This is a genomic window from Qipengyuania vulgaris (assembly GCF_009827325.1).
Classification (GTDB): domain Bacteria; phylum Pseudomonadota; class Alphaproteobacteria; order Sphingomonadales; family Sphingomonadaceae; genus Qipengyuania; species Qipengyuania vulgaris.
In genome coordinates this window covers 51,468-63,305 of the sequence record NZ_WTYC01000009.1, presented here as the reverse complement: position 1 = coordinate 63,305, position 11,838 = coordinate 51,468, and the positions used below count along the sequence as shown (strand labels likewise).

At 59.2% G+C, this 11,838-nt stretch carries 19 protein-coding genes; 11 read left to right on the top strand and 8 right to left on the bottom strand.

Going from position 1 to position 11,838, the window contains the following annotated elements:
* Positions 1 to 8: 8 nt before the first annotated feature.
* From dapD to GRI69_RS13865, 6 genes are all read left to right on the top strand, one after another.
* Positions 9 to 833: a 2,3,4,5-tetrahydropyridine-2,6-dicarboxylate N-succinyltransferase gene (dapD, locus tag GRI69_RS13885; RefSeq protein ID WP_160728873.1), complete on the top strand. Its 825-nt coding sequence runs from the start codon at positions 9 to 11 to the stop codon at positions 831 to 833.
* A gap of 68 nt (positions 834 to 901) precedes the next feature.
* Complete coding sequence (locus GRI69_RS15900) at positions 902 to 1,231, top strand: hypothetical protein (protein WP_202392038.1); 330 nt, start codon at positions 902 to 904, stop codon at positions 1,229 to 1,231.
* Between the two features lie 15 nt (positions 1,232 to 1,246).
* A complete protein-coding gene (locus GRI69_RS13880) occupies positions 1,247 to 1,474 on the top strand; it encodes a hypervirulence associated TUDOR domain-containing protein (protein ID WP_160728872.1) in 228 nt (75 codons plus the stop codon).
* Positions 1,474 to 1,665: a DUF3008 family protein gene (locus tag GRI69_RS13875; RefSeq protein ID WP_160728871.1), complete on the top strand. Its 192-nt coding sequence runs from the start codon at positions 1,474 to 1,476 to the stop codon at positions 1,663 to 1,665. Before GRI69_RS13880 ends, GRI69_RS13875 begins: the two co-directional genes overlap by 1 nt.
* Before the next feature lie 26 nt (positions 1,666 to 1,691).
* Positions 1,692 to 2,123, top strand: a complete 432-nt coding sequence (locus tag GRI69_RS13870; protein ID WP_160728870.1) for a DUF1810 domain-containing protein — start codon at positions 1,692 to 1,694, stop codon at positions 2,121 to 2,123.
* Positions 2,120 to 2,605: an ion channel gene (locus GRI69_RS13865; protein ID WP_160728869.1), complete on the top strand. Its 486-nt coding sequence runs from the start codon at positions 2,120 to 2,122 to the stop codon at positions 2,603 to 2,605. The genes GRI69_RS13870 and GRI69_RS13865 overlap by 4 nt, the downstream gene beginning before the upstream one ends.
* Here the strand turns inward: GRI69_RS13865 and GRI69_RS13860 are convergent.
* Positions 2,602 to 3,879, bottom strand: a complete 1,278-nt coding sequence (locus GRI69_RS13860) for a dipeptidase (protein WP_337191077.1) — start codon at positions 3,877 to 3,879, stop codon at positions 2,602 to 2,604. The two genes, GRI69_RS13865 and GRI69_RS13860, sit on opposite strands and share 4 nt — an antisense overlap.
* Before the next feature lie 78 nt (positions 3,880 to 3,957).
* Here GRI69_RS13860 and GRI69_RS13855 point away from each other — a divergent pair, with 78 nt between their 5' ends.
* Positions 3,958 to 4,248, top strand: coding sequence for a DUF427 domain-containing protein (locus GRI69_RS13855; protein WP_160728867.1), 291 nt, complete (start codon positions 3,958 to 3,960; stop codon positions 4,246 to 4,248).
* Positions 4,245 to 4,646: a DoxX family protein gene (locus GRI69_RS13850; RefSeq protein ID WP_160728866.1), complete on the top strand. Its 402-nt coding sequence runs from the start codon at positions 4,245 to 4,247 to the stop codon at positions 4,644 to 4,646. Before GRI69_RS13855 ends, GRI69_RS13850 begins: the two co-directional genes overlap by 4 nt.
* Positions 4,647 to 4,649: 3 nt before the next feature.
* Here GRI69_RS13850 and GRI69_RS13845 read toward each other — a convergent pair whose 3' ends face one another.
* Positions 4,650 to 4,901 (bottom strand): SWIB/MDM2 domain-containing protein, encoded by a 252-nt coding sequence (locus tag GRI69_RS13845; RefSeq protein WP_160728865.1) that lies wholly within the window; start codon positions 4,899 to 4,901, stop codon positions 4,650 to 4,652.
* 32 nt (positions 4,902 to 4,933) lie between these two features.
* Entirely contained in the window at positions 4,934 to 5,515 is a 582-nt protein-coding gene (locus GRI69_RS13840; RefSeq protein WP_160728864.1) for a YbhB/YbcL family Raf kinase inhibitor-like protein, read from the bottom strand.
* A gap of 266 nt (positions 5,516 to 5,781) precedes the next feature.
* Here GRI69_RS13840 and GRI69_RS13835 point away from each other — a divergent pair, with 266 nt between their 5' ends.
* Positions 5,782 to 7,197, top strand: a complete 1,416-nt coding sequence (locus GRI69_RS13835; RefSeq protein ID WP_160728863.1) for a S41 family peptidase — start codon at positions 5,782 to 5,784, stop codon at positions 7,195 to 7,197.
* Positions 7,198 to 7,254: 57 nt separating this feature from the next.
* On the top strand, positions 7,255 to 7,587 hold the full coding sequence (locus GRI69_RS13830) for an Mpo1-like protein (RefSeq protein ID WP_160728914.1): 333 nt from the start codon (positions 7,255 to 7,257) through the stop codon (positions 7,585 to 7,587).
* Here the strand turns inward: GRI69_RS13830 and GRI69_RS13825 are convergent.
* From GRI69_RS13825 to GRI69_RS13815, 3 genes are all read right to left on the bottom strand, one after another.
* The gene (locus tag GRI69_RS13825) at positions 7,584 to 8,036 is read right to left on the bottom strand and encodes a DUF3429 domain-containing protein (RefSeq protein WP_160728862.1); all 453 of its coding nucleotides are present in this window, start codon (positions 8,034 to 8,036) and stop codon (positions 7,584 to 7,586) included. The genes GRI69_RS13830 and GRI69_RS13825 overlap by 4 nt on opposite strands.
* Positions 8,037 to 8,145: 109 nt before the next feature.
* Positions 8,146 to 8,574, bottom strand: coding sequence for a COG3650 family protein (locus GRI69_RS13820; RefSeq protein ID WP_160728861.1), 429 nt, complete (start codon positions 8,572 to 8,574; stop codon positions 8,146 to 8,148).
* Between the two features lie 232 nt (positions 8,575 to 8,806).
* A complete protein-coding gene (locus GRI69_RS13815) occupies positions 8,807 to 9,709 on the bottom strand; it encodes a hypothetical protein (RefSeq protein ID WP_160728860.1) in 903 nt (300 codons plus the stop codon).
* Between the two features lie 201 nt (positions 9,710 to 9,910).
* On the opposite strand from GRI69_RS13815, the gene GRI69_RS13810 reads away from it, so the two are divergent.
* Positions 9,911 to 10,495 carry a hypothetical protein gene (locus GRI69_RS13810; RefSeq protein ID WP_160728859.1) on the top strand — a complete coding sequence of 195 codons (585 nt, stop codon included), beginning with the start codon at positions 9,911 to 9,913 and terminating at the stop codon, positions 10,493 to 10,495.
* Positions 10,496 to 10,605: 110 nt separating this feature from the next.
* Here GRI69_RS13810 and GRI69_RS13805 read toward each other — a convergent pair whose 3' ends face one another.
* Together GRI69_RS13805 and GRI69_RS13800 are read right to left on the bottom strand one after the other, a co-directional pair.
* The gene (locus GRI69_RS13805; protein ID WP_160728858.1) at positions 10,606 to 11,187 is read right to left on the bottom strand and encodes a fasciclin domain-containing protein; all 582 of its coding nucleotides are present in this window, start codon (positions 11,185 to 11,187) and stop codon (positions 10,606 to 10,608) included.
* A gap of 306 nt (positions 11,188 to 11,493) precedes the next feature.
* Positions 11,494 to 11,838 (bottom strand): HPF/RaiA family ribosome-associated protein, encoded by a 345-nt coding sequence (locus GRI69_RS13800; RefSeq protein WP_160728857.1) that lies wholly within the window; start codon positions 11,836 to 11,838, stop codon positions 11,494 to 11,496.

Below are 11,838 nucleotides of genomic sequence, written 5' to 3'. Positions count from 1 at the left end.
AGACCAACATGAGCGCCGATCTCGAAAACCGCATCGAAGCCGCGTGGGAAGACCGCGCCAATGTCACGCCGCAAAGCGCGGATGTGCGCGAGGCGGTGGAGGCAGCACTCAAGCTGCTCGATAGCGGCGAAGGCCGCGTGGCGGAACCCGACAGCAAGGGCGGTTGGACAGTGAACCAGTGGCTCAAGAAAGCGGTGCTGCTTTCCTTTCGACTCAACGACAACCGCGTGATGGACGGTGGCAGCGCGGGCAATCCTGCGTTCGACAAGGTGCCGAGCAAATTCGCTGGCTGGAACGATGCACGTTTCCGCGAAGCCGGCTTCCGCGTAGTTCCCGGCGCCGTGGCCCGCGAAGGTGCCTATATCGCCCCAGGCTGCGTGCTGATGCCCAGTTTCGTCAACATCGGTGCCTATGTCGGCAAGGGCACGATGGTCGATACATGGGCCAGCATCGGCAGTTGCGCGCAGATCGGCGAAAACTGCCATATCTCTGCTGGCGCCGGCATTGGCGGCGTGCTCGAACCGATGCAGGCCAACCCGACGATCATCGGCGACAATTGCTTTATCGGTGCCCGCAGCGAGATCGTCGAGGGCGTGATCGTCGGCGAAGGCAGCGTTGTCGCCATGGGCGTCTTCATCACCCAATCGACCAAGATCGTGTTTCGCGATAGTGGCGAGGTCATCCGCGGCCATATCCCGCCCTTTTCGGTTGTGGTGCCGGGATTCATGCCGGGCAAGGACGGCGGGCCCGGCCTTGCCTGCGCGGTCATCGTGAAGACCGTAGACGCGCAAACTCGCGAGAAAACCGGCATCAACGACCTGCTGCGCGACTGACGCGTAGGAACATTCCACACAAACGCGCGTAAACCCTGCGAACTTGATTTTTCGCAGGGAGGTTTGTGATGCACACTGAAAATGGCCACGTCCACTTGGACGAAGAAGAGGCAAGTGGCGGCTCCAAGGAAGGTGTCGTACGCTGGGTGCTGCTCGGCGGCCTAGTGCTCGCAATACTACTCCTGTCGATCACCTGGATTATCCCAGCGATGATGCAAGGCGATGTCGAAGAGGAAGCGACCGTCTCAGGCGAAATCCAGTCGATGGAATCGGACGGCGACACCACTGACAGCATCGTCGGTACCGACACCCCTCAGACCGATTTGGGTGACGACACCGTCGCAGCCCCACAAGATCAGACCACTACCGAAGATGGCCTCGAAGTCGTCGAGAACTGATACCGGAGAGGCCGCATGAGCAATTCGAACAGTTTCCAGACAAGCCAGTATGTCGAATGGAATTGGGGGAATGGCACGGGCAAGGGCCAGATCAAGGAGCGTTTCGAGCGTGAAGTGACGCGCACCCTCCAAGGCAGTGAAGTCACCAAGAACGGTGACGCCGACAACCCGGCTTACCTCATCAAGCAGGAAGACGGTGAGGAGGTGCTCAAGCGCGGAAGCGAGTTGAAGGAGCAAAGCTGATGCCAGCAAAATCGAAAGCGCAACAGAAAGCCGCCGGAGCGGCTCTTTCCGCCAAGCGCGGCGACACGAAAGTATCGGAGCTGCAGGGCGCATCCAAGCAGATGTATGAGAGCATGTCCGAAGACGAGCTGGAAGATTTCGCCTCCACCGATCGCGAGGGCCTTCCCGATCACGTCGATGGCGATAGCTGAAGAACTGCCAATCACGGTTTAAACCCATGTCTAGCGACGACACTTTCGGCCACTTCGTCAAGGCGCAGGACGGCGGAACCTACGAGCAGGCGCTCGAGGAGATCGCCGAGGGCGAGAAGAAGGGCCACTGGATGTGGTTCATCTTCCCACAGATCGATGGTCTCGGGACAAGCGCAAAGGCGAAAAAATACGCGCTCGCGGATCTCGATGAGGCCCGCGCCTATTGCCAGCACGAAGAGCTAGGTCCGCGCCTGTTCGAGGCAACAGAAGCGATGCTGGAATGGGCCGGCACGATGAGCGCGGAGGATATCCTGGGCGATGTCGACGCGATGAAATTCCGGAGTTCGATGACCCTGTTCGAGCGCGCATGCGACGATGAGGATTCACAGGTCTTCGCCGATGCCCTCGAGGCCTTCTACGAAGGGGAACGCTGTCCGCTGACGCAGGAGCGGATGTGACCAACAGCCTGCCGGACAATACCCAGGTATTCAATGCAACATTCAACGATCAGCTTCTGATCGGAGCGGCGATGATCGCGATCTGCGTGATTATTCACGGCCTCGGACTGTTCACAATCCAGCGAGTAGTAACCCGGGACAGGATGAGCGAACGGGTAAGCCACCTGAGGCCTTTATCCTTCACCGGCTCTCTCTTCACCCTCTTGGCGGTGTTCGCGATCATCTTCATCCATTTCATCGAGATATGGCTGTTTGCCTTCCTCTACGATTATCTAGGCGCGCTCCATTCATTCAGCGAAGCCCTCTATTTCTCGACCATCAGCTATGCGACGATCGGCTATTCGGATGCTTCCATCCATGACCAATGGCGCATGGTCGCGGCGCTCGAAGGCGTTATGGGGGTGATCCTGCTAGGCTGGTCCACGGCTTTCTTCGTTCGCGTCCTGGGCAAACTTGAAGGCGACGACGCCGAGCCCCGCTAGCCAGCTTCGCTGCGCGGCTCCCCCGCCGGATATTCGATTGGCATTGCACCCCGCTGGCTCTGCGCATAAGCCTCCGCCTCTCGCATGGCTCGCATCACATTGCGCATGGAGACCTTCTCGAGATCTTCCTGCGAATAGCCGCGCCGCGCGAGTTCGGTGAACAGCGCCGGATAACCGCTGACATCCTCCATTCCAGAAGGTCCATGCGGCATCCCGTCATAGTCGCCGCCGATCCCGATATGGTCGATCCCTGCGACGTCCCGTACGTGATCGATATGATCGGCCATGTCGGAGATGGTGGAAACCGGCTCACGGTTTTCCGCATCCCATTTCGCCAATTGCGCCTCCACCTCGTCAGGAAGTCCCGGATAAAGCGCTTCCAATCGCGCACGCTCCGCCGTGCGATTAGCCGAATGACTTCGCAGGTCCTCATTGATGAACCACGGAAGCGCGACCACCATCACCACCCCGCCATTTTCGGGCAGGCGCTCGAGAACACCGTCGGGTACGTTGCGAAGGTGGCCCGTAACACTGCGGGCGCCGGAGTGGCTGAAGATCACGGGCGCGCGGGCCGCATCCAGCGCGTCGTGCATCGCTGCCTCGCTCACATGGCTGAGATCGACCAGCATGCCGATGCGGTTCATTTCGCGGACTACATCCATACCAAATGCATTGAGCCCGTCGTGCTTCGGGGCATCGGTCGCACTGTCGGCCCAGTCCAGCGTGCGGCCATGGGTCAGGGTCATGTAGCGTGCGCCCAGATCGTACATCTGGCGCAGCACGGCGAGGCTGTTGCCGATCGAGTGACCGCCCTCCATTCCGAGCAGCGAGGCGATCCGGCCATTCGCGATGGCTTCCTCGACATCGTCTGCCGTCAGAGCCAGTTGCAGGTCGGATGGATAGCGCGCGATCAGGCGCTTCGTCACATCGATCTGTTCGATGGTCTGCTGCACTGCCAGCGGCTCTTCTCCAGCGGGGCTGACGTAGACCGACCAGAACTGGGCTCCGACCTGTCCCCTGTCGAGGCGGGCAAGATCGCTGTGCATGGCGTTGCGCTCTCCCTCTGCAGTGTCGAGCGTATCGGCGAAATCGAAGTCATTGATGACATTCCCGAAACGTGCGCGCAGCTGGATCGGAACGTCGTTATGCCCGTCCCACACGGGGGCAGCCTCCAGCGCGGCCTCTGCCGTCGCTTCGGGCGATTGCTGCGAAAGGGCCGGGGAAGAAAGCAGGGCCAGGGCGGCAACACCGATGTAGGGACGAATGGCAGGCACGAATTTCTCCTCGCTGGAACTGGAACAGTCTTCGATGGCTGTTCTAGCGAATGATTCATCGAAAGAAAGGGACTGCACATGACCGTTGTGGCGCGCTGGAATGGAGAAGAGATCGCCCGGAGCGACGATACGGTGGTGGTCGAGGGAAATCATTATTTCCCGCCTTCCGACGTTGCGCGGAGTTCCCTCGTACCTAGCGAGAGGACCAGCGTCTGTCCCTGGAAGGGCACCGCGCAGTATCACTCGGTCAATGCAGGCGGCGCCATCAATGCGGACGCCGCGTGGTATTATCCGGATCCCAAGCCGGACGCCGCACATATCAAGAATCACATCGCGTTTTGGAACGGCGTCGAAGTGTCACAGGAGTGACCCGTGCGATCTTCCGGTGGCTGCTGGCGATATTCTACGCTGTCGCCGGGTATATCCATCTCGCTTCCCCACGACCATTTATGGAGATCATGCCGGGGTGGGTGCCGGCCGCGGAGAGCGTGGTTTTCTGGACGGGAATAGCCGAACTAATCGGCGCGGCAGCGCTGCTCCAGCCCTGGAGCGTCAATTTAAGGAAAGCCGGCGCGATCGGCCTGGCGCTTTATGCGGCTTGCGTGTTCCCCGCCAACATCAACCATTTCGCGCTCGACATGGCGCGCAACGATGGGGGCTTGGGGCTAGTCTATCACCTGCCGCGTATGGTCGCACAACCAGTGCTTGTCTGGCTGGCGCTGTGGGTCGGCGGCGTCACGGACTGGCCATGGCGCCGCCGCACCTGAAGTTTACGACATGTGCTTCGAAACGGCACCGGTCATCTTGAACATCGAGATCTGCTCCTTGCCGATCACTGCGCTCAGTTTGTCGTCGGGATTGATCATGCGCTTGTCCTTCGAGTCCTGAAGGTTGTTCGCCTTGATGTGATCCCAGACCTTCGAGGTGACCTGCGCGCGGGTCATGGGACCCTTGCCGACCACATTCTCGAGTTCCGGCGAGAGATTCACCGGCTTCTGCAGTGCGTTGTTCTTGCCAGCCATTTCAGGTTCCTTTCAGTTGGCTATGCTTATAATTAGTCTTCGATATCGAAGTCTTCCGCGTCCAGCTCCACGACCTCGTGCCCTTCGAAACGGGCAGTGAGGATCGCGGCGGCTGTGACGTGTCCCTTGATCTGCTTCAGCAATTCTTCGTAACCCGCGCCCGGCATTAGGGTGAGCGGGAGGTCGAGTGCATAAAGCTGAAAAATATAGCGATGCTGTACGCCCAGAGGCGGATCGGGAAGGAGCCATTCCGAATTGCCGACCGCGTTTTTCCCGGTGCGCGGAGGCGCTTCGCCTTCGAACAATGCGCCCTTTTGAGGTTTAAGCCCCCAGACCAGCCAATGTACCTTGCCGTCTTCGGCATCCTCGACCACGAGTGCCAGTTCCTGCGTGCCGGGAGGCGGCGCGGTCCATTCGAGCGGAGGGGCGACTGCATCGTCTTCGACCGCAGTAAAGCTTGGATCGAGTTCACCCCCATCCCGGAAAGCCGGGCTGGAGAGCGCGAAGCCGGATTTGCGGAGATCCTTTTCTTCTGCAACGGCCGCGAAGGTCAGCGAACCCTTCGCCTCCCCGCCGATTGCTTGCTGCATCCACTCTGGCATTCCGGTACTCAACTAAGCTGCTCCATCCAAGACTTTGGGCGATTTACGCCTGACAAGAGCGCAGCCTAGGCATAGCCTCAGGACAAAGACCATGCCTTACCGATGAATTTGCACCGTTTTTCGTTCGTTTCATCGTGGTTTTCCACCAAATTCCGTTACGGCAGCCGCACGGTGGGCCCGGGAGGGAAAAGTCCCTTGCTCACGCGCGATTAATTGGTCATTCCTAGCGTATACGCTAGATGCAAACACACTTGCGTCCATCCTGGGGAGGAACTGCCGTGAAATTGGGTCGCACCGCTTTATCCGCAACGCTCGCATTCTCGCTCGCTGCATGTGGCGGCGGAGGGTCGGGAGGCAATGCCGGCAACGGCGGAGGGAGCGGTGTCGGTAATGCGCCCGACTGCTCTCTTTCAGCACGGCAGGACTGGGCCCTGGGCGTCTTGCAGGAATGGTATCTGTTCCCGGACCTGCTCTCCACCTCGGTCAACAAAGCCAACTTTAACAATTTGCAAAGCTACATTGATGCTCTTGTTGCGGAAGCACGCGCAGAAAACAAAGATCGCGGCTTCACGTATATAACTTCGATCGAGGAAGAGAACGAACTGATCAACAGCGGATCGAACGCCGGTTTCGGGATACGACTGATCTACGATGTAGGCAACAACCGGGTTTACGTGGCAGAAGTGTTCGAAAATGCTCCTGCGTTTCCGCAGGGCTTTGATCGGGGAACCGAGATTCTTCAGATCGGTGGCCAATCGGTATCAACTCTGATGGCGACGGGCGGACCTCAGGCAGTGAGCGATGCTCTCGGCCCCAACAATCCCGGCGTGACGCGCAGCTTTGTCATCCGGGACACTTCGGGAGTTGAGCAAACGGTTAGCGTGACGAAAGCTGAATTTTCGCTGGATCCAATCTCTGACCGCTATGGCGTAAAGATACTTGACGATGGTGCAGGCGGAAGGGTCGGTTATGTAAACCTGCGGACTTTCATCGTGCAGGACGCCGGGCCTCAGCTTCGTGAGGCTTTTGAGAGCTTCCGAAGCCAAAACATTACCAATGTAATTCTCGATTTGCGCTACAATGGTGGCGGGCTTGTCTCGGTAGCGGAATTGCTTGGCGACCTTATGGGCGAAGGTTTCGAAGGCCAGACTTTCTCAGAAACCAAGCTGCGTTCTTCCAAATCGGCAGAGGAAAGCACAACACTTTTCCAGAACCAGCCGCAGCAAATACGCACAATGAAACTCGCCGTTATCGGACGTGGGGGCACTGCGTCGGCTAGCGAATTGGTAACCAACTCCATGATTCCCTATCTTGGCGACAATATCGCGCTGGTGGGCACCGATACCTTTGGCAAACCGGTGGGCCAATTCGCATTCGACCGATCTGCATGCGATGATCGCTTGCGCGCTGTCACCTTCAAGACCGTCAACGCGAATGGCCAAGGCGACTATTTCGATGGCCTTGCCAGCGTGATGCCCAACACCTGCCGCGCGAATGACGACATCTTCGATCAACTAGGCGATCCGAACGAACAATCGGTGTCGGTCGCGCTGGATTTCATCGCTGGCCGAACCTGCAATCCGATCGGAGTGGCGGCCAAGGACGGAACCCTACGGGCGGAAAGTGCGCAGCACGAATTGTTGCAACCCGCCATGTCGAATGCAGCGCAGCGCGAGAACCCCGGTCTCTATTGAGCCGGGCTGCTCGCAAACCACTTGACCGCCAAGCAGGTCAGCCACCACAATCGGCCGATGGCGAAGACCTATACGACATTTGCAGAGTTCTGGCCCTTTTACCTGCGTGAACACTCCAAGCCGCGCACGCGGGTACTCCACTATATCGGGACCACGCTGGTCGTCCTGCTGGGGATATGCGCGCTCCTGAGCGGGACCTCTTGGCTCTTGGCCATCCTGCCGGTGGCGGGATACTTCTTTGCCTGGATCGCCCATTTCAAGGTCGAGAAGAACCGCCCTGCAACCTTCACCTATCCGCTGTGGAGCCTTGGCGCGGATTTCAAGATGTGGTGGCTCTGGCTGACCGGACGACTGAAGCCCGAGCTGACGAGGGCCGGTGTCGAAGCCTAGACCAGTGCGATAAGCATAGTCGTCACGCCCAGCGCTATCGAGAGAGGCGCGCGCAATTTCATCCACCAGCGCGGACCGAGCGATCCGATCCGAGAATCGACGCCCAGCGCGATCAGGAGCCCCGAACCGAGCATTATGAGGACAGGTTCTAGTGGCAGCACGTCGCCAGCCCATGCGCCGAGACAGCCAAATGCGACCAGACTTGGAACAACTGCTGCGATCCAGAGCCACGCCAGTCCGCCGCGCCGTTCAGCCGCCGGTGCGCCCGCAGCGATCCCCCACCATGCTCCTCCCAGAAAGGTAAAGATCAATCCGGCATAGATGGCGGCAATGGCGGATGCGGTGCTCTTCCATTCATCCGGTCCGAACATAACCGCCGCCAAACAGGCGAACTGCGGCAACAGGCCTACAAATCCTAACCAGCGGGGCCAGTAGGGAATGTGACTCATTTACCGCGCACCAGCCATCAGGTGAGACTCTTATGGCGACCGGGAAATGGATCGCACGGAAATATAGTGCCACTTTGCCGGTTCGGGAACGCCACGGCCGCACCCGCCATCATGGGCTTTCCGGACCGGTGAAAGGTTGGCGGTCGGTCCAGGCGCAACCATTGCGTTGCTCTTCGCCGATCTTGAGCGTGGCCGTGAACGGATAGCTCCGGTCGCTCATCCCGTCGGAACAGTCTCCTGGCGTAACCATGAGGTCAAAATTTCCGCCGTCAATCTGCCCGGTAAAGGCCAGTCCGTTGTTTCCTGCGAACCGCTCGACCTCGAACATTGTCCCATCCTGATTTTCCGGAGTCGAGTACTGCGCTTTCGAGCCCGTGATCTCGCCGCCCCAGAACGGCTCCGTTCCGGTCAGATAGATGGTCTCTTCCGAGGCGATGCCGTCAAATGCCTGTGCAGGCGCGCCGGTGGCAGTATCCTCGCCCGGTTGGCAGGCGCCCAGCAGGAGCGCGGGCGCCAGTCGGATAATGGAGCGTTTCATCGTTTGCTTCCCAAGTGATCGCCGCGAAAAGACAGTTAGTGCCGGGCAGTTCCCGGCTTCACGGATTGATAGACGGTTCGTCTCTTGCCGCGCATGTTAGTATATCGCAGAAAGAATAATCCGTTCCGCGCCCTACTGTCTATCTTTTGCCGATCGGCAGGAAATGAACAACGGTTTCTGGCGTTCCTGCCAAGCTGATGGAGCCCCGAAGCGCCCCGATCGCCACCTCGCGTCAGCCGCGCCCGAAAATCCGTGCCAGCAGCCCTTTCTTCTTGGGCTCTTCCTCCTGCACCGTCTCCGAAATCCGGCGGCGAAGATTGGTGCCGGTGGGAGGCTCCTTGACTTCCTCGACTTCGCGGCGGGTGATCATGCTCTCCGGAAGCATTTCCGCCATCTGCGGCCCTTCGACCTGCTTCGGAGCTGCCGTACGGTCGCCGTCCACCAGTCCATGCACAGCCACTGCGTCAGGTCTCATGTCGACCATGCCAGCAATAACCGGCACATGGTTAGGCAACGGTTTATCCTTGCAGATGCGCTCCACAGCGCGGTGGAATAGAAGCGCGCGCCACCAGCAGGCGAGGACATATTCCACGTACCGCCGGGGCGCGTGATCGGGCGCATCGTCCCTGAAGAAGTGCCTTTCCTTATGATGGACGAGCGCAGTGTTGATCGCATCGAGTCCCTCGCATTCGAGGAACACTTCGATATCCTCGTCATAGCCTGCCCATGCAGGGCCTTCCTCCGCGGCGGTCTGTTCCACCAAGGCACCCCTGGTGGCGTGGCTGAAGGCGAATGGTTCGTCAGTGTAGAGGCCCAGCATCATATAGGGGTGATGCACCTGACCCTTCTCGAAGGCGCGATCCGTTTCGTTCGCGATGGCCAGCGTGACACCGGTGATCCGGTCTCCCTCGTGGAGTTCGATCGCTTCGCACAGCTCGTCCCATCCAGTGATTTTTACGCGGTCGGGCTCGTCGATCAGGCATCTCGTAGCCAGTTCGGTATCGAGCGCGGCAAGCTGCGCCGCGAGGTATTCCTGTGCTTCATCCAGTTGTCCGGCATTAAAGTGTTCATGCATCACGGCAGTCCATGCTGCCTCGCCTTCTTGCGCGGCGAACTGGCTTTGTAATTCGTGCATCTTGCCCCTGGTGCGTTAGTCCCGGTCTGGCCGGGAATTATGGCGCGCATTCCTCACCATCCCATTAACTGTTCCCTCCCTCACTTTTGTTGTGGCGATCGGCGACGGATCTGCCCGGAGGCGATGGCGGCACGCCCCCGAGGGAACTGGGCAGCCGAAATGTGCGTTGCCTTTTCAAAACGATCCTTGCGGAGACAGATGATGAAGTTCGCTCCCCAAATCCTGAGCGCAGTGGCAGTTGTGGCAATCGCAGGAGCAGTAAGCGGCGCGACCATCGGCGACAGTCCGGTCCTCAAAGAGGGACACGGTGATACCCTGCCTGAGGCACCGATCATTAACGCGTCCAACGATGCCTTGCGCCATACCACTCGCCCCCCAGACCATTACCCACTGAAAACACCGGAAGGCACTATCGAAGTGGCGGAACTCGCTTTGCACGGCCGGCTGCACGATCGTGGCGGCAATATGTGGTGGGACGATCGCAGCGACCAATCCGTGGATATGAACGCAGGCTATGATTTTTACGAGACAGCCAGCCCCGAAAGGATTGCGCGCGAAGAGGCTTTGCTGGCTTACACCGGAGGGCGCGCGGATGGGCACTCTCGCCCAGTCGAAGAGATCCACGATCCGGTCTTGCAGCGCGTTACCCGCGCTGAAGCTCCCATGGTCTTGGCCGAGCCAGCCGAACTCGAAGTCGCAGAAAGCTCCGATCGAACTGCCGCAGAACCGAGGATCGGCAATTCCAAGACGGTCAATGTAGCAGCCGCACTTGCCCGACGTAACTGAAGCCTAATCCGCCCTCTTGCCCTAGTTTGGAGCTACTGACCTCAATGCCGACGAAAACGAAAAAGGCGGCCCCGCAAAGGGCCGCCTTTTCCTGTTTTTTCCGTATTAATTCAGGACGGCATCAGGACTGTGTCGATTACGTGAATCACGCCATTCGAAGCGTCGACATCGGTCGCGGTTACGGTCGCGGTATTGCCTGCAGCATCGGTCAGGACGACATTGCCACCTTCCATGGTTGCGGTAAGTGTAGCACCGTTGACAGTGGTCAGCTCGTAGCCTTCCTCACCAGCACCTTCGATGGCCTCAGTCAGGGCCTGCGCCATCGTTTCACCTTCCACCACGTGGTAGGTCAGGATGTTGGTCAAATCTTCGCGACCTTCTTCACTCATCAGCTGCTCGAGCCTCGCCTGGTCAACCGCTTCGAAGGCGGCGTTCGTCGGCGCGAAGACGGTGTAGGGGCCTTCACCCGAGAGCGTTTCGCCCAGCTCGGCAGTAGTCACGGCGCTCACCAGCGTCGAGAAATCGGGGTTGTCCTGAGCCACTTCGACGATGGTGCCGGCTTCGGCAGTCTCATTCGCCATTTGGTCGTTCATGGCGGCAGTATCTTCTGTGGTCGGCTCTGCGGTTTCTTCTGCGCAGGCGGCGATCGCCAGCGAGGCGGCAGAGGCGAGTACAATGCTCAACTTGTTCATATCGTATCGTTCCTTGGGAATGGATAAGCCGGAATAGGCGATATCGCGAGAGTGACGCTCTCGGCAATGTTCCGATAAAGGCGAGAATGTGGCGGTTGGGGCAGACACGGCTTTTGCGCATTGATATTGCCCGACGCGCGCGCCGGTGCTTTATCTTGCCACAGCATCTTGGGCGATCCCAGGAATGACCGCCATGGTAGTGGGGTTGCTCTTCGACCGAAAAAACGGGGTCCGCGACTACGATCAGCAGGATGTCTTCGCGCTGCCCAACACTTCCGCTGAACCGCCGGGCCGGATCCCAATCCCCTAGAGAATCTTTTCGGGGCGAGGATCGTGCGCGTGGCGCTGCTCCTTGCCGAAAGTACGCTCCAGGCGCTGCGCCAATGTATTGACCGCCTTCCTCGCTGCGTCGTCCACTTTCGAGTCGTGTTCGGTCACGCTGATGGGTTTGCCTGAACGTGGGCGCGCTTCGATGGTGCAAGCCTTGTCGTCGCCTCCACCCTTGGCGCCGTTTTCGTCGCGCACATGGATCTCGACCCGTGTCAGTCGATCCTCGAAGCGCGCAAGCTTGCTGCGCACGTTCGCTTCGATACGCTCGGCAACATTTTCCGTACCCATGACGCTGCTGTCGGAATTGAACTGGACCTGCAT